Origin of the sequence: Streptomyces sp. NPDC001381, from assembly GCF_042895685.1 — a bacterium.
In the GTDB taxonomy this organism is placed as follows: domain Bacteria; phylum Actinomycetota; class Actinomycetes; order Streptomycetales; family Streptomycetaceae; genus Streptomyces.
Genome location: NZ_JBIAWO010000003.1, coordinates 192833 through 211802, shown reverse-complemented (window position 1 = coordinate 211802; position 18970 = coordinate 192833). Strand labels below are relative to the sequence as shown.

Annotated in this window: 18 protein-coding genes; 7 read left to right on the top strand and 11 right to left on the bottom strand. The window is 70.5% G+C overall.

Translation table 11 applies throughout. From position 1 onward, the window contains the following. Positions 1–114: 114 nt before the first annotated feature. Positions 115–552, top strand: coding sequence for a nickel-type superoxide dismutase maturation protease (sodX, locus tag ACFY2L_RS14535; RefSeq protein WP_390661095.1), 438 nt, complete (start codon positions 115–117; stop codon positions 550–552). On the opposite strand, the gene ACFY2L_RS14530 is transcribed toward sodX, so the two are convergent. Further along, positions 456–1085, bottom strand: a complete 630-nt coding sequence (locus tag ACFY2L_RS14530; RefSeq protein WP_390661094.1) for a CGNR zinc finger domain-containing protein — start codon at positions 1083–1085, stop codon at positions 456–458. The genes sodX and ACFY2L_RS14530 overlap by 97 nt on opposite strands. A gap of 99 nt (positions 1086–1184) precedes the next feature. On the opposite strand from ACFY2L_RS14530, the gene ACFY2L_RS14525 reads away from it, so the two are divergent. Continuing rightward, complete coding sequence (locus ACFY2L_RS14525; RefSeq protein WP_390822499.1) at positions 1185–1946, top strand: class I SAM-dependent methyltransferase; 762 nt, start codon at positions 1185–1187, stop codon at positions 1944–1946. An 86-nt stretch (positions 1947–2032) separates the two neighbouring features. On the opposite strand, the gene ACFY2L_RS14520 is transcribed toward ACFY2L_RS14525, so the two are convergent. The 3 genes from ACFY2L_RS14520 to ACFY2L_RS14510 are packed head-to-tail and all read right to left on the bottom strand — an operon-like array spanning position 2033 to position 4723. Continuing rightward, positions 2033–2794, bottom strand: a complete 762-nt coding sequence (locus tag ACFY2L_RS14520; protein ID WP_390822498.1) for an amino acid ABC transporter ATP-binding protein — start codon at positions 2792–2794, stop codon at positions 2033–2035. Then, a complete protein-coding gene (locus tag ACFY2L_RS14515) occupies positions 2791–3726 on the bottom strand; it encodes an amino acid ABC transporter permease (protein WP_390661091.1) in 936 nt (311 codons plus the stop codon). The genes ACFY2L_RS14520 and ACFY2L_RS14515 overlap by 4 nt, the downstream gene beginning before the upstream one ends. Positions 3727–3760: 34 nt before the next feature. Further along, positions 3761–4723 carry an ABC transporter substrate-binding protein gene (locus ACFY2L_RS14510; RefSeq protein WP_390661090.1) on the bottom strand — a complete coding sequence of 321 codons (963 nt, stop codon included), beginning with the start codon at positions 4721–4723 and terminating at the stop codon, positions 3761–3763. A gap of 622 nt (positions 4724–5345) precedes the next feature. Between ACFY2L_RS14510 and ACFY2L_RS14505 the strand changes: the two genes are divergently transcribed. The 4 genes from ACFY2L_RS14505 to ACFY2L_RS14490 all read left to right on the top strand — a co-directional run bounded on the left by ACFY2L_RS14505 (position 5346) and on the right by ACFY2L_RS14490 (position 8621). Continuing rightward, complete coding sequence (locus ACFY2L_RS14505; RefSeq protein ID WP_390661089.1) at positions 5346–6575, top strand: NADP-dependent malic enzyme; 1230 nt, start codon at positions 5346–5348, stop codon at positions 6573–6575. 180 nt (positions 6576–6755) lie between these two features. Beyond that, the gene (locus tag ACFY2L_RS14500) at positions 6756–7721 is read left to right on the top strand and encodes a zinc-binding dehydrogenase (RefSeq protein ID WP_390661088.1); all 966 of its coding nucleotides are present in this window, start codon (positions 6756–6758) and stop codon (positions 7719–7721) included. A gap of 112 nt (positions 7722–7833) precedes the next feature. Beyond that, a complete protein-coding gene (locus ACFY2L_RS14495; RefSeq protein WP_390661087.1) occupies positions 7834–8043 on the top strand; it encodes a helix-turn-helix domain-containing protein in 210 nt (69 codons plus the stop codon). Further along, positions 8043–8621, top strand: coding sequence for a Clp protease N-terminal domain-containing protein (locus ACFY2L_RS14490; protein WP_390661086.1), 579 nt, complete (start codon positions 8043–8045; stop codon positions 8619–8621). Before ACFY2L_RS14495 ends, ACFY2L_RS14490 begins: the two co-directional genes overlap by 1 nt. Positions 8622–8683: 62 nt before the next feature. On the opposite strand, the gene ACFY2L_RS14485 is transcribed toward ACFY2L_RS14490, so the two are convergent. The 7 genes from ACFY2L_RS14485 to ACFY2L_RS14455 form a co-directional block, all read right to left on the bottom strand. After that, positions 8684–9739 (bottom strand): helix-turn-helix transcriptional regulator, encoded by a 1056-nt coding sequence (locus ACFY2L_RS14485; protein ID WP_390661085.1) that lies wholly within the window; start codon positions 9737–9739, stop codon positions 8684–8686. 1 nt (position 9740) lies between these two features. After that, entirely contained in the window at positions 9741–10715 is a 975-nt protein-coding gene (locus ACFY2L_RS14480) for a DUF4097 domain-containing protein (RefSeq protein WP_390822497.1), read from the bottom strand. A 180-nt stretch (positions 10716–10895) separates the two neighbouring features. Beyond that, complete coding sequence (locus ACFY2L_RS14475) at positions 10896–11075, bottom strand: DUF6104 family protein (protein ID WP_003992906.1); 180 nt, start codon at positions 11073–11075, stop codon at positions 10896–10898. An 88-nt stretch (positions 11076–11163) separates the two neighbouring features. After that, positions 11164–14946 carry a multifunctional oxoglutarate decarboxylase/oxoglutarate dehydrogenase thiamine pyrophosphate-binding subunit/dihydrolipoyllysine-residue succinyltransferase subunit gene (locus ACFY2L_RS14470; RefSeq protein ID WP_390661083.1) on the bottom strand — a complete coding sequence of 1261 codons (3783 nt, stop codon included), beginning with the start codon at positions 14944–14946 and terminating at the stop codon, positions 11164–11166. Between the two features lie 314 nt (positions 14947–15260). Beyond that, positions 15261–16373 (bottom strand): sensor histidine kinase, encoded by a 1113-nt coding sequence (locus ACFY2L_RS14465; protein WP_390661082.1) that lies wholly within the window; start codon positions 16371–16373, stop codon positions 15261–15263. Next, a complete protein-coding gene (locus tag ACFY2L_RS14460; RefSeq protein WP_390661081.1) occupies positions 16370–17110 on the bottom strand; it encodes a response regulator transcription factor in 741 nt (246 codons plus the stop codon). Before ACFY2L_RS14460 ends, ACFY2L_RS14465 begins: the two co-directional genes overlap by 4 nt. A 122-nt stretch (positions 17111–17232) precedes the next feature. Next, entirely contained in the window at positions 17233–17943 is a 711-nt protein-coding gene (locus ACFY2L_RS14455) for a spermidine synthase (RefSeq protein ID WP_390661080.1), read from the bottom strand. A 227-nt stretch (positions 17944–18170) separates the two neighbouring features. On the opposite strand from ACFY2L_RS14455, the gene ACFY2L_RS14450 reads away from it, so the two are divergent. Continuing rightward, the gene (locus tag ACFY2L_RS14450; protein WP_390661079.1) at positions 18171–18968 is read left to right on the top strand and encodes a rhomboid-like protein; all 798 of its coding nucleotides are present in this window, start codon (positions 18171–18173) and stop codon (positions 18966–18968) included. Positions 18969–18970: the final 2 nt, after the last annotated feature.

Genomic DNA, 18970 nt, shown 5'->3' with positions numbered 1-18970 from the left:
GGTGGGACATTACTCCCTGCAAGACGGGTTTTCGCGAGTGCCCCCATGGGCTTAGGACAAAAGTCCGGGGTGAGACTGAGACTGGTGGAGGAACGGACCGGGGAGGTGCCGGGGATGCCGGAACCGTCGCAGGAGACCGAGCGGGGGAGGGCGGCCGCGCCGCCCTTCGGGCTGGCCGAGGTGACCGGGCCCTCCATGGTGCCCACCCTGTACCACGGCGACCAGCTGGTGGTGCAGTACGGGGCGCGGGTGCGGGCCGGGGACGTGGTCGTGCTGCGGCATCCCTTCCAGCAGGACCTGCTCGTCGTGAAGCGGGCCGTCGAGCGGCGGGACGGCGGGTGGTGGGTGCTCGGGGACAACGCGTACGCCGGGGGCGACAGCACCGACTACGGGACCGTGCCGGACGAGCTGATCCTGGGCAAGGTGCGGCTGCGCTACCGGCCGCGGAAGCCGGATCAGCGCTCGCCGCTGGCGGTGGTGCGCTGGGCGCTGTCGGCGGCCAGGCCGGTGCTGGCGGTCCGGTCCGCCTCCAGGCGCTTGCGGGCGCGGTAGGCGGCCACGTTGGCGCGGGTCGCGCAGCGGTCGGAGCAGTAGCGGCGGGAGCGGTTGGTCGAGGTGTCGAGGTAGGCGTTGCGGCAGGGGGATGCCTCGCACAGGCCGAGCCGGTCGACGCCGTACTCGGTCAGGTGGAACGCCAGGCCCATCGCCGCGATGGCCGCGTAGCCCGCCGTCGCGTTCGACGGATGGTCCGCCAGATGCATGTGCCACAGCGGACGGCCGTCGTCGTCGCGGAAGTCGTGGCCGGAGATCTGCGGGCTCACCGGGAACTCCAGCAGCAGCGAGTTGAGCAGGTCGACGGCGAGGGTCTCGTCGCCGTGGTCGGCCGCCTCGAAGACCGCGCGCAGGCGGGCCCGGACCGAGCGGAAGCGGGTGACGTCCGCGTCGGTGGCGCGCCGGGCGGCCGACTGGTTGCCGCCGAAGAGATCGCGGACGGCCTCGACCGAGGTCAGGCTGTCCTTGCCCCGGGCCGGTTCCTCGCTGTTGACGAGACGCACGGCGTAGTCCGAGTAATAGGCCAGTTCCACTTGTAGTCCTTACAGAGGGGCTCTATGGTCGTGGGGTGCGGTCGGTAACGGCTGATCGTGCTTTCAGGGTATTACGCATCGGGTGACGAGGGGGCTTCCATGACCACCACCGGTACCGGAACCGACTGGCAGGCCTGGCAGAAGAGCTGGGACCGTCAGCAGGAGTGGTACATGCCCGACCGGGAGGACCGCTTCCGGATCATGCTCGACATGGTCGAGGCCTTCGTGGGGCGTGAGCCCCGGGTGCTCGACCTCGCCTGCGGCACCGGCACCATCACCGCGCGGCTGCTGGCCCGCTTCCCCGGCGCCACCAGCACCGGCGTGGACCTCGACCCGGCCCTCCTCACCATCGCCGAGGGCACCTTCGCGGGTGACGACCGGGTGACCCTGGTGACCGCCGACCTCAAGGACCCGGGCTGGCGGGCGCGGCTGCCGTACGACTCGTACGACGCCGTCCTGACCGCCACGGCCCTGCACTGGCTGCACAGCGAACCCCTCGCGGCCCTCTACGGTCAGGTCGCGGAACTCGTCCGCGACGGCGGTGTCTTCATGAACGCGGATCACATGATCGACGACACGACGCCCCGGATCAACGCGGCGGAGCGCGTGCTGCGCCACGCGCGCATGGACCGGGCCCGGACCGAGGGCGTCCTCGACTGGGCCGAGTGGTGGCGGCTCGCCGCGCAGGACCCGGTCCTGGCCGGACCCACCGCCCGCCGCTTCGAGATCTACGGCGAGCACGCCGACGGCGACATGCCCTCCAGCCGCCGGCACGCCCAGGAGTTGCTGGCGCGCGGCTTCGGCGAGGCGCGGGCGGTGTGGTGCTCGCCCTCGGACACGCTGTTGCTGGCGTTGAAGTGACCGTCCGGGGGCTGCTGTCCCCCGGGCCGCGCGTACGCGAAGGGGCGGTACGGAGATTCCGTACCGCCCCTTCGACGTCGTACCGGCTACAGCACCTTGGACAGGAACGCCTTCGTCCGCTCGTGCTGCGGGGAGGTCAGGACGTCGCGCGGGTTGCCGGACTCGACCACCACACCGCCGTCCATGAAGACCAGGCTGTCGCCGACCTCGCGGGCGAAGCCCATCTCGTGGGTGACGACGACCATCGTCATGCCGGACTCGGCCAGGTCGCGCATGACGTCGAGGACGTCACCGACCAGCTCCGGGTCCAGGGCCGAGGTCGGCTCGTCGAACAGCATCAGCTTCGGGTCCATGGCCAGCGCCCGGGCGATGGCCACACGCTGCTGCTGACCGCCGGAGAGCTGCGCGGGGTAGTTCCCGGCCTTGTCGGCCAGGCCCACGCGCTCCAGGAGCTGCATCGCTCGCTCCTTGGCCTGGGACTTGTTGACGCCCTTGACCTGGACCGGGGCCTCGATGACGTTCTCCACCGCCGTCATGTGCGGGAACAGGTTGAACCGCTGGAACACCATGCCGATGTCCCGGCGCTTCAGCGCGACCTCGCTGTCCTTGAGCTCGTACAGCTTGTCGCCCTTCTGGCGGTAGCCCACCAGCTCGCCGTCGACGTACAGACGGCCGGCGTTGATCTTCTCCAGGTGGTTGATGCACCTGAGGAACGTGCTCTTGCCGGAGCCGGAGGGGCCGATGAGGCAGAACACCTCACCGGTGTTGACCTCCAGGTCGATGCCTTTGAGGACCTCGACCAGGCCGAAGGACTTGTGGACGCCCTCCGCCTTCACCATCGCGGTCATGCCGCACTCCTTTCGCGGCCGATCGAGAGAAGGTTCGCCTTGATCTTCTGGAAGGGCGTCGCCGGCAGCTGACGCAGGGACCCGCGGGCGTAGTACCTCTCGAGGTAGTACTGGCCGACGCTGAAGATCGAGGTCAGCACCAGGTACCAGGCCGCGGCGAGGAACAGCATCTCGGCCGGGGCGCCGGAGGTCTGGCCGATGTCCTGGGCGACGCGGAGGAGTTCCGAGTACTGGACCACGGACACCAGCGAGGTCGTCTTCAGCATGTTGATGACCTCGTTGCCCGTGGGCGGCACGATCACGCGCATCGCCTGGGGGACGACGATCCGGCGCAGCGTCTTGCCGTGGCTCATGCCCAGCGCGTGGGATGCCTCGGTCTGGCCCTCGTCGACCGAGAGCAGGCCGGCCCGGCAGATTTCCGCCATGTACGCGGCCTCGTTGAGGCCGAGGCCGAGCAGGGCCGTCAGGAACGGGGTCATGAAGTCCGACCACTCGTTCTTGTAGATCGGCCCGAGGTTGATGTACTCGAAGACCAGGCCCAGGTTGAACCAGACGATGAGCTGGACCAGGACCGGGGTGCCGCGGAAGAACCAGATGTAGAACCAGGCGACGGACGAGGTGACCGGGTTCTTCGAGAGGCGCATCACCGCCAGCACGATGCCGCCGACCACGCCGATCAGCATGCACAGCACGGTGAGCAGGAGCGTCTTGCCCACACCGCTGAGGATGCGGTCGTTGAAGAAGTAGTCCGGGATCGCCCCCCAGTTGATCCTGCCCTGGGAGAAGGCGTAGACGATGCCGACCAGCACCGCGAGGGCGACCACGGCGGACACGTACCGCCCGTAGTGCCGGACGGGGATGGCCTTGATGGCCTGCGGGCCGGCCGGCGGGGTGTCCGCCGGGCCGTCCGTCTTGTCGATGTCAACAGTCACGGGTGTTGCCTTTCAGCGGCCGCAGCTCGCGCGGTCACTTGCCGCCGTTGATGGTGACTTCCTTGACGGCGCCGTCGGCGACGCCCCACTTCGAGATGATCTTCTCGTACTCGCCGTTCGCGATGATCGCTTCCAGCGCCGCCTGCAGGGCGTCCCGAAGCTGGGTGTCGTCCTTGGCGACCGCGATGCCGTACGGGGCGGCCTCGACCTGCTCGCCGACCAGCTGGAAGTCGTTGCCGCCGCCGGAGGTCTTCACGGCGTACGCGGCCACCGGGAAGTCGGAGGAGCCGGCGTCGGCGCCGCCCGCGCGCAGGCGGGTCTGGGCCTGCTGGTCGTTGTCGAAGGCCTGGATCGAGATCGTCTTGCCACCGGCGCACTTCTTGGCCTCGGCCTTGGCGAGGTCCTCGGAGACCGTACCGCGCTGCACGACGATCTTCTTGCCGCACAGGTCGGACCAGGTCTTGATGCCCTGGTCGTCACCCTTCTTGGTGTAGATCGAGACACCGGCGGTGAAGTAGTCCACGAAGTCGACGCCCTCGCCGACCTTCTTGCCGGTGTCGGAGTCGATGCCTTCCTGGCGGTCCTTGGTGTCGGTCATGGCGGACATGGCGATGTCGTACCGGTTGGAGCGCAGGCCGGTGATGAGGGTGTCGAAGGTGCCGTTCTGGAAGTCGAAGGTCACACCGAGCTGCTTGCCCATCGCGGCGGCGAGGTCCGGGTCGATACCCACGGTCTTGCCGGAGGAGTCCTTGAACTCGACCGGCGCGTAGGCGATGTCGGAGCCGACCTTGATGACGCCCGCGTCACGGATCGCCTTCGGCAGCTTGTCGGCCAGCGGGGCCGAACTCGTGGAGGCGGAGCCACTGCTCTGCGAGCCGCTGTTCTCGGTCTGGTCGCCACACGCGGTGAGCAGCAAGGCGCCGGCGACCGCGAGGGATCCGACCGCTGCCAGGCGGGTGCGCGCGGCGGTGGTACGTCGGGTGATGCTTGCGGTCATGGTGCGTTTCCTCCGGCGGATGGATGGAAGCCGATGGGGCGGCAGTGCCGACGAGTCGACAGTGCCGATGGGTCGACGAGAACACACACCTTCGGGTGTCGCGACCTCGTGTGATTACGGCATCTTGCCATTCGGACTGCGCCAATCAGGGGGCCAGCCATGTCAAAATCGGATAACGGGCGATCCCCGAAGCGCACAGTCCGGTCCATCACGGCCGGATGACGCCGGACCATCTGCGGGAATCCGCTCCTCCGGCCGGAGGATCTTCGGTTGATCTCAACATGTGATCGCCCACCGTGCGACCCGTACGTCGACTTGAGTCCGTGTCAAGGGTTCACCGGCGCTTGGCCGGTCTTCGCACATGACTCTCGTCACTCGTGATCGTCTCTGTCGAAGGTCCACAGGCCGAGGGATGTGAGCTTGCACGGATTGGACTCGTCGGCTGCGGTCTCCGTCCGGTAAGAAGGTTCTTTACACCCCTCATCCGGGGCTCAGGGCGCGTGTGCGGCGCGCCCGACGCGCAGGCGCCCGTACGCATCACCTCTGGGGCCGGCGCGATGCCCGCCCGCTCCTCACCCGGAGCGGCCACCCTCAAACCAGAACACCTAAGGGGTACAACACAGTGGCAGCGGAGATCGTCAATCCTCGCAGCGAGAGCGCGGACCAAACGGGCCAGGAGGGCGGTGCGGAACCCCTCGACTCGTTCGATCCGGTGTTCGCGCTGCACCGGGGCGGAAAGATGGCCGTGCAGGCCACCGTCCCGGTCCGCGACAAGGACGACCTGTCCCTCGCTTACACGCCCGGCGTCGCTCGCGTGTGCACCGCGATCGCGGAACAGCCGGACCTGGTGAACGACTACACGTGGAAGTCGTCCGTCGTCGCCGTCGTGACCGACGGCACGGCCGTTCTCGGCCTCGGCGACATCGGGCCGGAGGCCTCCCTCCCGGTCATGGAGGGCAAGGCCATCCTCTTCAAGCAGTTCGGCGGTGTGGACGCGGTTCCGATCGCGCTCGCCTGCACGGACGTCGACGAGATCGTCGAGACGGTGGTGCGCCTCGCTCCCTCGTTCGGCGGAGTGAACCTGGAGGACATCTCGGCGCCGCGGTGCTTCGAGATCGAGCGCCGCCTCCAGGACGCGCTCGACATCCCGGTCTTCCACGACGACCAGCACGGCACGGCGATCGTGACGCTGGCGGCGCTGCGCAACGCGGCGCGGCTGAGCGGACGGGCCGTCGGTGAGCTGCGGGCCGTCATCTCGGGCGCCGGCGCGGCCGGTGTCGCCATCGCGAAGATGCTGGTCGAGGCCGGTATCGGGGACGTCGCGGTCGCCGACCGCAAGGGCATCGTCTCCGCCGACCGGGCGGACCTCACCGACGTCAAGCGCGAGCTGGCGTCCTTCACCAACAAGGCCGGGCTCAGCGGCTCGCTGGAGGACGCGCTGAACGGCGCGGACGTCTTCATCGGCGTCTCCGGCGGCACGGTCGCGGAGGAGGCGGTGGCCTCCATGGCCGAGGGCGCGTTCGTCTTCGCCATGGCCAACCCGAACCCCGAGGTGCACCCCGAGGTCGCCCACAAGTACGCGGCGGTCGTCGCCACCGGGCGGTCGGACTTCCCGAACCAGATCAACAACGTGCTGGCGTTCCCCGGGATCTTCGCGGGGGCGCTGCAGGTGCGGGCCTCCCGGATCACCGAGGGCATGAAGCTCGCGGCGGCCGAGGCGCTGGCCGGAGTCGTCGGTGACGATCTCGCCGCCGACTACGTGATCCCGTCGCCGTTCGACGAGCGGGTCGCTCCCGCGGTGACCGCGGCGGTCGCCGCGGCCGCGCGGGCCGAGGGCGTCGCCCGCCGCTGAGGTACCCCGAATGGCTCCGTCCGTGCGGGCGGGGCCATTTCTTTGCCCGCTCGCCCGCCCGATCGGGTGGTCGTGCGGCGACCGTCCTCCTCAAACGCCGGACGGACCGATTGGCAAGAGGGCGTGTCTCACAGTGAGCCCCGGTTTCGCCGGTCCCTCCCGCCCCCTATCGTCAGGTGCATGTTCGCCGTCTACGCCGCCAGAATCGACCGCGACCAGCCGCTTTCCGGACTGGAGTCGGGGGAGCGACCGGCCCCCGAGGCCCGGCCCGGCTGGAGTACCGTCACCGTGCGGGCCGCCTCCCTCAACCACCACGACCTCTGGTCCCTGCGCGGCGTCGGCCTCGCCGAGGACAAGCTGCCGATGATCCTCGGCTGTGACGCCGCCGGTGTCGACGCGGACGGCAACGAGGTCGTCCTGCACTCCGTCATCGGCCAGTCCGGGCACGGCGTCGGACCGAAGGAGCCCCGCTCCATCCTCACCGAGCGCTACCAGGGCACCTTCGCCGAGCAGGTCGCCGTGCCGACCTGGAACATCCTGCCCAAGCCCAGGGAGCTGTCCTTCGAGGAGGCGGCCTGTCTGCCCACCGCCTGGCTGACGGCCTACCGGATGCTCTTCACCAACGCGGGCGTCCGGCCCGGCGACTCGGTGCTCGTCCAGGGTGCCGGCGGGGGTGTCGCCACCGCCGCGATCGTCCTCGGCAGGGCCGCGGGGCTGCGGGTCTTCGCGACCAGCCGGGACGAGGCCAAGCGGAAGCGGGCGCTGGAACTGGGCGCCGTCGAGGCGGTGGAGCCGGGTGCGCGGCTGCCGCAGCGCGTGGACGCCGTCATCGAGACCGTCGGCGCCGCCACCTGGTCCCACTCGGTGAAGTCGCTGCGGCCCGGCGGCACGCTCGTCATCTCCGGCGCGACGAGCGGCGACCGGCCCTCGCACGCCGAACTCACCCGGATCTTCTTCCTGGAGCTGAAGGTCGTGGGCTCCACCATGGGGACCAAGGACGAGCTGGAGGACCTGCTCTCCTTCTGCGCCGCCACCGGTGTCCGTCCCGTGATCGACGAGGTGCTCCCGCTGGACAGGGCCCGCGAGGGCTTCGAACGGCTCTCGTCCGGTGACCAGTTCGGCAAGATCGTGCTCACCAGCGGCTGAGCCGCCGTCGGCCGCTCCTGTGGCGGGTCCGGGGATCCCGGGCCCGCCTTTTGCGCACCGCGACTGTCAACTCGGGTTGACATGAGCGCGCATGTCAACTTAAGTTGACGTCATGACCGAAGCAACGGATCTCGCCGAGCGTGCCGGCGACCGCGATCCACGGGTCGGACTGCGCGCCGTCGCGGCACTGCGCCGGCTGCTGGAGCAGCTGGAGACGGTGCAGGTGCGCAGTGCGCGCAACCAGGGCTGGTCGTGGCAGGAGATCGCCGCGGAGCTCGGAGTCAGCAGGCAGGCCGTGCACAAGAAGTACGGGAGGCAGTGATGTTCGAGCGGTTCACGAAGGACGCCCGCGCCGTGGTGCGCGGAGCGGTCGAGCGCTGCGAGGGGGCGGGGGTCCGGACCGTCGGCGGCGAGCATCTGCTGCTCGCGCTGCTGGACCGGGAGGGGAGCCGTGCGTCCTTCGCGCTGGCCGCTCTCGGACTCGCCGAACGAAAGGACTCGGTACGGGAGGCGCTGGACGAGACGCGCAGGCGGGCCGGCCTGTCGCGCGCCGAGACCGACGCCCTCGCCGGGCTGGGCATCGACGTCTCGGAGATCGTCTCCCGGGTCGAGGAGGTGCACGGTGTCGGCGCGATGTCCGGCGACGGCGCGCCCGACGGGGCGAAGGGCGGGGACCGGCGGACGGGACGGCCGGCCTTCGGGCGGGGCGCCAAGCGGATCCTGGAGCAGTCCCTGCGCATGGCGCTGGCCCACCGCGACCGGCACATCGGCGACGAGCACATCCTGCTCGCCCTGACCGTCCACCCCGGCCCGGCCGCCGAGGTCCTCGCCGACCACGGCGTGACTCACACGTCCGTGACCCGGGTGCTGTACGGCGGGGGAGAGGCCAAGGCGGGCTGAGCCGGCCCCGTCTCTCCGGAGCCCTCTCCGCGCCCTCCGCTCCGCCCCCGCTGCCCGGGGCCTCAGACCTTCGGCACCCGCAGTATCGCCCCGATGTGTGCCGCCGCCGCCGACAGGTGGCGGCGGGTGTCGCGCAGCTGGTCGGCGGTGACGCCGTGGTCCCGGGCGGCGTCGCGGATGTCGTCCCGGAAGCGGTCGAGCAGGCGGTCCAGATCGCGGGCCGGGTCGCCGCTGGCGTCCTCGTGGGCCCAGGCCGGCTCGTAGCCGGCGGGGAAGTCCTCCGGGGTACGGGAGTACTCCGGGCGGGCGGTCGGCGTCGAGGGCGCCGCCGTCTCCGTACCGCCCGCGGGCCGGCCGAAACCGAGGTCCTTGCCGAACTCCTTACCGAAGTCCTTGCCGAACTCGCCGAACTCCCTGGCCAGTTCGGTCAGGCCCTCGCGGACGCCGGTCGGCCAGTCGCCGCGCGCGAAGTGGTCCTGGACCTGCTCCTGGACCCGCCGCGCGATGCGCTGCATCTCCTCCTGCGCCTGGGCCCGGGCGTGGTCCTGCGCCTCCTTGGCCTGGCGGCGGGCCCGCTGGGCCTCCTCACGGGCCCGGCGGCTCTCGTCCTTGGCCCGCCGCGCCTGTTCCTTCCACTCCTGCTTGACGCGGCGCATCTCCTCCTTGGCGAGGCGCCAGGACTCCTTGTCCCCGTACTCCGGCTCGGAGCCGGGAGCGGTCCGGTCGCCCTGCCGGGCCTCGGAGGCCGCCGCCCGCATCTCGCGCCGCAGATCGCCCGCCGCACCCCGCACATCGGCGCGGATCTCCGCGGCCAGTTCGGCGACCGACTCGCGGATCTCCAGCTCCAGGTCGGCCAGTTCACCGCTGCGGTCGGCCAGTTCGGCCCGGCCCGCGTCGGTGATCGCGTACACCTTGCGGCCGCCCTCGGTGGTGTGGGTGACCAGGCCCTCGGCCTCCAGCTTGGCCAGCCGCGGGTAGACGGTGCCCGCCGACGGCGCGTACAGCCCCTGGAAACGCTCCTCCAGGAGGCGGATCACCTCGTAGCCGTGGCGCGGGGCCTCGTCCAGCAGCTTCAGCAGGTAGAGACGGAGGCGGCCGTGAGCGAAGACGGGAGGCATGTCAGAGCACCTTCTTGTCGGTCGTGCTGTCGGCCGGGTCGTCGGAGGAGGGGGCGACGCCGGGGCCGGAGACGGCATTGTCTCCCGTGCCGGGGGCCGGGGCGTCCGGGGCCGGGTCGCCGGCGTCGCTCGCGGGCGGCTCGCCCGCGTCGCCCGTGGACGGTTCGTCCTCCGCCGGTGGGCGGCGCAGCAGGGCGATCGAGCCGGAGACCGTCGTCGCCTTCAGCCTGCCGTTGCCCGCGCCGAGGCGGCCGGTGATCCGCTTGGCGCCCCACTGGCCGCTGACCCGGAGGTCCTCGAAGGCGTTGGAGACCGAGCCGCTCGCGGTGTTCGCCTCCACCTCGGCGTCCGCCGGATGGGGCAGCCGGATCGCGATCTCGCCGGAGACGCTGGCCAGGCTGATGTCGGTCGGACGGCTCGTCGGATCCAGGTCGACGATCATCGACCCGCTCACCGCGTCGGCCTTCACGGAGGACCCCGCCTCGACCACGGTCAGGTCCCCGGACACGGAGTTGAACCGCAGGTCACCGGTGAGCGCCTGGGCCTCCACGCTCCCCGAGACGGTGTCCGCGCGGACCGGGCCCGCCAGGCCCACCAGCGCCGTCTCCCCGCTCACGCTCCTGACCTCGGCGCGGCCGTCGATCCCGGAGACCACCGCGCCGGCGCTCACCACGCCCACCTCCACGCGGGTGCCCGCCGGCACCGCCAGCGAGACCACGGCGTTGCGCCGCCACCCCTTGCGGTCGAGCCACTTGAGGAAGCCCTTCCAGGGGAGGTCCTCGTACGCCACCGTCAGCGTGCCGTCGCGATGGCTCACCGCGAGGGGTGGTCCGTCTATGCGGGACACCTCCAGCCGGGCGGGGCCCTCGTCCGTGCCCACGACGTTGACCGTGCCGCCGACGATGCGGACCTGCAGGTCGCTGACGGGCTCGTCGAAGGTGAGCTTCCCCGGCTCGGCGACGGACCATTCGGACATGGTGCGGACCTCCTCCACGACACGACACGCCATATCGCGTCTTCCTCGATTCACGATATATCGCGGCGAGGGAAAGTCAAGGCACCCGATACGGTGACCGGCCCTCCCCGGGGTGACGCACGCGGGCATGAAAAAGGGGCGCCCGAAGGCGCCCCGACGCGCGAACCGCCGTCCGCGGCTCTACTCGTCGTCCTCGTCGTCCAGCCGCGCCAGCCACGTCGCCAGCCGCTCCACCGGCACCTCGAAGTCCGGGTTCAGGTCGACGAAGGTCCGCAGCTGCTCGGCGAGCCACTCGAAGGTGACCTCCTCCTCGCCGCGCCGCTTCTCCAGCTCTTCGATGCCACGGTCCGTGAAGTACATGGCTCAAGGATAAGTGCGCGGAAACGGCCGGGCCGCACCCCCGGAAAGAGGGTGCGGCCCGGCCGCGTACGGCTGTGCGCGAGAGCGGTTACGCCTCGAACACCTCGCGCACCAGCTGCTCCTGCTCCGCCTGGTGGCGCTTGGCCGAGCCGACGGCCGGGGACGAGCTGTGCGGCCGCGAGATGCGGCGCAGGCGCTCGCCGTGCGGGACGTCGGCGCCGACCGCCAGGTCCAGGTGGTCGATCAGGTTCAGGGCGATGAACGGCCAGGCACCCTGGTTGGCCGGCTCCTCCTGGACCCACAGGTACTTCTCGGCGTTCGGGTACTTGTTGACCTCGGCCTGGACCTCGGCACCCGGCAGCGGGTACAGCCGCTCGAGGCGGATGATCGCCGTCTCCGTGTCACCGCGCTTCTGACGCTCGGCGTCCAGGTCGTAGTAGACCTTGCCGGCGCAGAAGACGACCTTCTTGACGGCGGCCGGGTCCGTGATCGACGCGTCGCCGATGACCGGGCGGAACTGGCCCGTGGTGAACTCCTCCGCCTTCGAGGCCGCGGCCTTCAGACGCAGCATCGACTTCGGCGTGAAGACGACCAGCGGCTTGTGGTGCGGGTTGTGCACCTGCCACCGCAGGAGGTGGAAGTAGTTCGACGGGAGGGTCGGCATCGCGACCGTCATGTTGTTCTGGGCGCAGATCTGCAGGAACCGCTCCGGGCGGGCGGACGAGTGGTCCGGTCCCTGGCCCTCGTAGCCGTGCGGGAGGAGCAGCACTACGCCGCTCGTCTGGCCCCACTTCTGCTCCGCGGACGAGATGAACTCGTCCACGACCGTCTGCGCGCCGTTGACGAAGTCGCCGAACTGCGCCTCCCACATCACCAGCGCGTCCGGGCGGGCCAGCGAGTAGCCGTACTCGAAGCCCATCGCCGCGTACTCGGAGAGCAGCGAGTTGTAGACGTTCAGCCGGGACTGGTCCTCGGAGAGGTACAGCAGCGGGGTGAAGTCCTCGCCCGTCTCACGGTCGATGATCACCGCGTGGCGCTGGCCGAACGTACCGCGCTGGGAGTCCTGGCCCGCCAGACGGACCGGGACGCCCTCCAGGAGCAGCGAGCCGACGGCGAGGGTCTCGCCCATGCCCCAGTCGATCGTGCCGTCCTCGACCATCGCCGCCCGGCGCTGCAGCTGCGGCAGCAGACGCGGGTGGACGGTGATGTGGTCGGGGATGTTGACCTGGGACTCGGCGATGCGCTTCACGACCTCCGTGGAGACCGCGGTCGCGACGGCGACCGGGAAGCCGTCCTGCGGCTCCTGGACGTCGCCGCCGACGGGCTGCGCGGTGGCCTCGCGGACCTCCGTGAAGACCTTCTCCAGCTGGCCCTGGTAGTCCTGCAGCGCCTGCTCGGCCTCTTCCAGGGTGATGTCGCCGCGACCGATCAGGGACTCGGTGTACAGCTTGCGCACCGAGCGCTTCTTGTCGATCAGGTCGTACATCAGCGGCTGGGTGAAGGCCGGGTTGTCCGACTCGTTGTGACCGCGGCGGCGGTAGCAGATGAGGTCGATCACCACGTCCTTGTTGAACGCCTGGCGGAACTCGAAGGCCAGCCGCGCCACGCGGACCACGGCCTCCGGGTCGTCGCCGTTCACGTGGAAGATCGGGGCCTCGATCATCCTCGCCACGTCCGTCGCGTACATCGACGAGCGCGAGGACTCGGGGGCCGCGGTGAAGCCGACCTGGTTGTTGATGACGATGTGGACCGTGCCGCCGGTGCGGTAGCCGCGCAGCTGCGACATGTTCAGGGTCTCGGCCACCACGCCCTGGCCCGCGAAGGCCGCGTCGCCGTGCAGGGCCACCGGCAGGACGGTGAAGTCCGTGCCGCCCTTGTTGATGATGTCCTGCTTGGCGCGCGCGACGCCCTCCAGGACCGGGTCCACGGCCTCCAGGTGCGAGGGGTTCGCGACCAGGCTGACCTTGATCTGCTCGCCGTCCAGGCCGGTGAAGGTGCCCTCGGCGCCCAGGTGGTACTTCACGTCGCCGGAGCCGTGCATCGACTTCGGGTCGAGGTTGCCCTCGAACTCGCGGAAGATCTGCGCGTACGACTTGCCGACGATGTTCGCCAGGACGTTCAGGCGGCCGCGGTGGGCCATGCCGATGACGACCTCGTCCAGGCGGGACTCGGCCGCGCTGTCCAGCACCGCGTCCAGCAGCGGGATGACGGACTCGCCGCCCTCCAGGGAGAAGCGCTTCTGGCCGACGTACTTCGTCTGCAGGAAGGTCTCGAAGGCCTCCGCGGCGTTCAGCCGGCGCAGGATGCGCAGCTGCTCCTCACGCTCCGGCTTGGTGTGCGGGCGCTCGATGCGGTCCTGGATCCACTTGCGCTGCTTGGGGTCCTGGATGTGCATGAACTCGACGCCGGTGGTGCGGCAGTACGAGTCGCGCAGCACGCCGAGGATGTCGCGCAGCTTCATCAGGGACTTGCCGGCGAAGCCGCCGACGGCGAACTCGCGCTCCAGGTCCCACAGGGTGAGGCCGTGCTCGGTGATGTCCAGGTCGGGGTGCTTGCGCTGGCGGTACTCCAGCGGGTCGGTGTCGGCCATGACGTGGCCGCGGACCCGGTAGGAGTGGATCAGCTCGAAGACCCGGGCGGCCTTGGTGACGTCGTCGTCGTGGCTGGCGTCGATGTCCTTGAGCCAGCGGACCGGCTCGTAGGGGATGCGCAGCGCCTCGAAGATGTCGTCGTAGAAGCCCTGCTCGCCGAGGAGGAGGTTCGCGACGATCCGCAGGAACTCGCCGGAGGCGGCGCCCTGGATGACCCGGTGGTCGTAGGTCGACGTGAGCGTCATGACCTTCGAGATGCCGAGCTTGTTCAGGGTGTCCTGGCTGGTGCCCTGGAACTCCGCCGGGTAGTCCATGGAGCCGACGCCCATGATCACCGACTGGCCGGGCATCAGGCGCGGCACGGAGTGGACGGTGCCCAGACCGCCGGGGTTGGTCAGGGAGACCGTGACACCGGTGAAGTCGTCCATCGTCAGCTTGCCGTCGCGGGCGCGGCGGACGATGTCCTCGTAGGCCTGCCAGAACTCGAAGAAGTTCAGCGTCTCGGCCTTCTTGATGCCGGCGACGACGAGCTGGCGGTCGCCGTTGGGCTTCACCAGGTCGATGGCCAGGCCGAAGTTGACGTGCGGCGGCTTGACGAGGGTGGGCTTCCCGTCCTTCTCCGCGTAGTGCCAGTTCATCGACGGCATGGCCTTGATGGCCTGCACCATCGCGAAGCCGATCAGGTGCGTGAAGGAGATCTTCCCGCCCCGGGCCCGCTTGAGGTGGTTGTTGATGACGATGCGGTTGTCGAACAGCAGCTTCACCGGGACCGCGCGGACCGAGGTGGCGGTCGGCAGCTCCAGGGAGGCGTTCATGTTCTTGGCGACCGCGGCGGCGGGACCGCGCAGCGTGATCAGCTCCGGGCCCTCGGGGGCCGCGGCGGCGGGCGCGGCCTTCGCGGCGGCGGCCGGCTTCGCGGGGGCCGGGGCGGCCTTCGCCGGAGCGGGAGCGGCCGGGGCGGGCGCGGCGGCCTTCGGGGCGGCGGCCGGGGCCGGGGCCGGTACGGAGGCGGCCGGGGCGGCGGGCGCCGGGCTCGTGGTGGTGGTCCCTGCGGCCCCCGCGGCCGCAGTACCCGCCGGAGCCGAGGGAGTGGCCGCCCCCGGCTTGTAGTCGGCGAAGAAGTCCCACCAGGCACGGTCTACGGAATTCGGGTCCTGGAGGTACTGCTGATAGATCTCGTCGACGAGCCACTCGTTCGGACCGAACGCGGCTGCGGGGTTCTTGCCCGCTTGGTCTGCGTCGGTCGAGATGCTCGAGTTACTGGGGGACTGTGGCGACACGGCGGCAACCGCCCTCTTCCGCTTCACAAGGTGATGGACAGCGGGAATAAAGGCTACGCCTCCAAGACCGTGAAGGTCAGGTCGGGCCGGTCCATCGTCGCGTAAGTCACATCGGAATGCGTGTTTCGGGGGTGGAAATGGCGGGAAACAAGCGCGGTTGCGCTCTGAAAAAGGGTGCGTTGACGCAGGTCGCGCACGCCTGGCGTGCGGACCCGTGCGAACCCGTGCCGACCTGCACCGGTCCCGTGCCTGATCACACGTGTCCGGCAGCGCGGACACCTGGTGGATCTTGTGGCTCCGGTTCGCACTTTACGTCAACTTGGCAGAGATGACTCTCCCGGAAGAGTGACAAGAATCCGGCAACCCCGCTCGGATTCGGCCACTCCGATCCGGCCGCCGTGCAGATCCACCGCCCAGCGGGCGATCGCCAGGCCCAGACCCGTACCGCCGTCGCTGCCCGGACCGTGCGGCCGGCGGACCGCTCCGCGGTTGAACCGCTCGAACACGCGGTGCCACTCCGAACGCGGAATGCCGGGGCCCTCGTCCAGGACCTCCAGCTCCAGCGACTCCGGCAGCGCGCCGCGCCGCGCCTTGACCGTCACCCGGCCGTGCGGCGGACTGTGCTTGACCGCGTTGTCGATCAGGTTCGCCACGACCTGGTGGATGCGCTCCGGGTCCGCGTGCGCGGTCAGCTCCGGCGGGGTGACGTCCAGATGCAGATGGACGTCCGTACGCGTGTGAGCGCCGCCCGAGCCCATCGTCGCGCGCGCCGAGGCGACCATGTTGGCCTCCTTCAGCACGCCCGACAGGTACGGCCACACCTCGAAACGGCGTTTGCGCAGCGGAACGACGCCGTTGTCGAGGCGGGACAGGTCCAGCAGCGTCTCCACCAGCCGCCCGAGCCGCTCCGTCTGCTTCAGCGCCGTACGCATCGTCTCGGGGTCGGCCTCGGCGATGCCGTCGACCACGTTCTCCAGGACGGCACGCAGGCCCGCGATGGGCGTGCGCAGCTCGTGCGAGACGTTCGCCACCAGCTCCTTGCGCTGACGGTCCTGCGCCTCCAGCTCGTCCGCCATGACGTTGATCGTCTGGGCCAGGTCGCCCAGCTCGTCACGACGGTTCTCGAGCACCCGGCGGGTGTAGTCGCCGTGCGAGATGGAACGGGCGACCGCGTTCATCTCGTCCAGCGGCGCGGTGAGCGAATGGGCCACGAACTGCGTGATCAGCAGTGTGGCGATCATCGAGAAGACCGTGATGAAGCGCAGCTCCGTCTTGGTGTGCACCGCGATCATCGAAAGACCCGTGGTGATCAGCACCGAGATGACGACGAGCGCACCCAGCTTGGTCTTGATCGAGAACGGGCGTACGCCGCCCCAGGGCTCCCCCTGTCCGGAGCCGGGGCTTCTCGGTCCGTCCGCGCCGCTCATGCCGTCGGGGTCTCCAGCGCGTAGCCCACGCCGTGCACCGTGCGGATCCGCTCGGCGCCGATCTTCCGGCGCAGCGCCTTGATGTGGCTGTCGACCGTGCGGGTGCCGGAGGCGTCCGCCCAGTCCCAGACCTCGGCGAGGAGCTGCTCGCGGGAGAGCACCGCGCGCGGCGTGTTCGCCAGGCAGACCAGCAGGTCGAACTCGGTGGGCGTGAGGTGCACGTCCTCCGAGCGCACCCGCACCCGGCGCTGCGCGTGGTCGATCTCCAGCTCGCCCAGGCGCAGGATCCCGCTGCGCGGCGTGGTGGCCGCGATCGCGGCCCGCTCCACCCGGCGCAGCAGCACGTGCACGCGTGCCGCGAGCTCCCGCATCGAGAACGGCTTGGTCATGTAGTCGTCGGCGCCCACGCCGAGCCCGACCAGCATGTCGGTCTCGTCGTCGCGCGCGGTGAGCATGAGCACCGGCACCGGACGGGCGGCCTGCACGCGGCGGCAGACCTCCAGACCGTCGAAGCCGGGCAGCATGATGTCGAGGATCAGCAGATCGGGCTGCCAGGCCTCGGCGGTGTCGACGGCCGCCGGACCGTCGCCCGCCGTTTGCACGAGGAATCCCTCGGCGCGCAGGCGGGCCGCGATGGCGTCGACGATGGTCGGGTCGTCCTCGACCACCAGAACGCGTCGCTGCGCGCCCGGGGTCGCCGTCGTCGTGCCGTTGTGCGAGGTGTGTGTCTGCTCCATCGCCCGCCCCTGAGTGTGCTTTCCGGAATCAGTGGGGTGATCCCTTGTCTGCGCATGACTGCGGTTGACGCGTAAATGATCGGCGTCAGGCATGCAACGTACCCGGAGTCACCTCGCCATTGCTATCCAGGTCCGACGGCGGGGCGGACGGCGAGGTGGACGACGTCCGGCACGCCTCGGGCAACGGGGATCTCTTCGGTACGCACCTGTTGGAACCCGGCATTCCCCAAGGTTCCCTCGAATTCCGGAGAGGGCTGCGCGGACCAGACGGCCAGGACGCCACCGGGTGTCAACACCCTTGCACAGCCCGCGAGTCCGGCCGGGGAGTACAGGCTGTCGTTGCCCTCGGTGACGGTCCAGCCGGGCCCGTTGTCGATGTCCAGGCACACCGCGTCGAACGTGTCGGATGTCTCATTGACGTAATCCAGCAGGTCCGCTTCCACGATCTTCGTGCGCGGATCGGCGAAAGCCCGCGCGGACACGGCGGACAACGGGCCGTCCCGGTGCCAGTCGACGACGGCCCGCTCGCGCTCCACGACGGTGACCGATCCCCAGCGCGGGTCGGCGGCGGCGTGTGCGAGCGAGAACCCGACACCCAGGCCGCCGAGCAGCAGGGCGGGTGCCGGACGGACGTCGTCCTCCTTCCCCAGCGCGGCCAGCGCGGCGTCCACGAGCAGCCGCTCCGAGCGGCCGTCGGAGGTGTCCATCAGGAAGCAGCCGTTGGCGATGATCTGGAGCAGCTCGCCGTGCCGGCGTAACACGATCTCGCCGTGCGGCCCCTCGCGACGGTCGAGCACTTCGGGCAGGTCGTTGATGTCGTACGAGGTGGACATCGGCCCATCCTGGCACTCCCCTGACGGTTCGTTGACGCATTCCGCGGACGGCCGGTCGGACGGGGGTGAGGGGCGGGTGTGACGCTGACGAACTCCTGTGCGCTGAACGTCGTGGAACCTCGGGAAGTCTCAGAGCTTCCTGTGAATCGGCTGCCACGTGGCGCCGGTCACAGACACGGCGCGGGCCGGGCACGAAGGGTGGGGTGAAACGGAAGGAGCGCCTCACAGTGGAACCCACGGTGGCCCGTACGAGCCCGCCCCTTCCCGGTGCCCGCGGACTCCTGGACGGCATCCCCGGCCAGCGCGCACCGCGACCGGCCGAGCCGCCCATCGCCGCCCCCGCCGATGTGCCCACCGGCCCTCCCGCCGGGGCGCCCGCTGACCCGCGCCCGGGCCTCCGGCACCGGCTCCCCCGCGTCCCCGTCCCCTTCACCCTGTCCTACGCCGCCGTCCTCGCCGTCACCTCCTACGTCACCGCCCACGCCGACCCCGCCCTCGTGCACGCCCTCCACCAGGGCTCCAGCACCGACGTGGCCCATCTGCTGCGCGCCCCGGTCCCGGTGCTGGTGGCCAGCGCGCTGTGGGTGGCCGGCGGTTTCGCCTCCCCCTTCACGCTCGGTTTCCTGGTCGTCCTCAGCGCGCTGGAACGACGTGTCGGCGGTGCCCGGACGGCCGTCGTCTTCCTGCTCGGCCACGTCCTGGCCACCCTCGCGACCGAGGCCCCCGTCGGCCTGGCCGTCCTGGTCGGCCATCTGCCCGACAGCTCGCTGCACCGCCTCGACTACGGCATCAGCTTCGGCGTCGCCGCGAGCGTGGGCGCCCTGGCCGGGCTGCTGCCGCCCTGGCTGCGGTGGCCGCTGCTCGCCGCGTTCGGCGGCATGCTGCTCCAGGACCTGATCGCCTTCAGCGACCCCCTGACCAACTGGGGCCATCTGATCGCCCTGGTGACAGGGGTGGGGACGTGGCCGTGGGTGCGGCGGTGGCGGCGCGAGGCGACCGGCCGCGGCGCAGCCGCAGCCGCCTGACG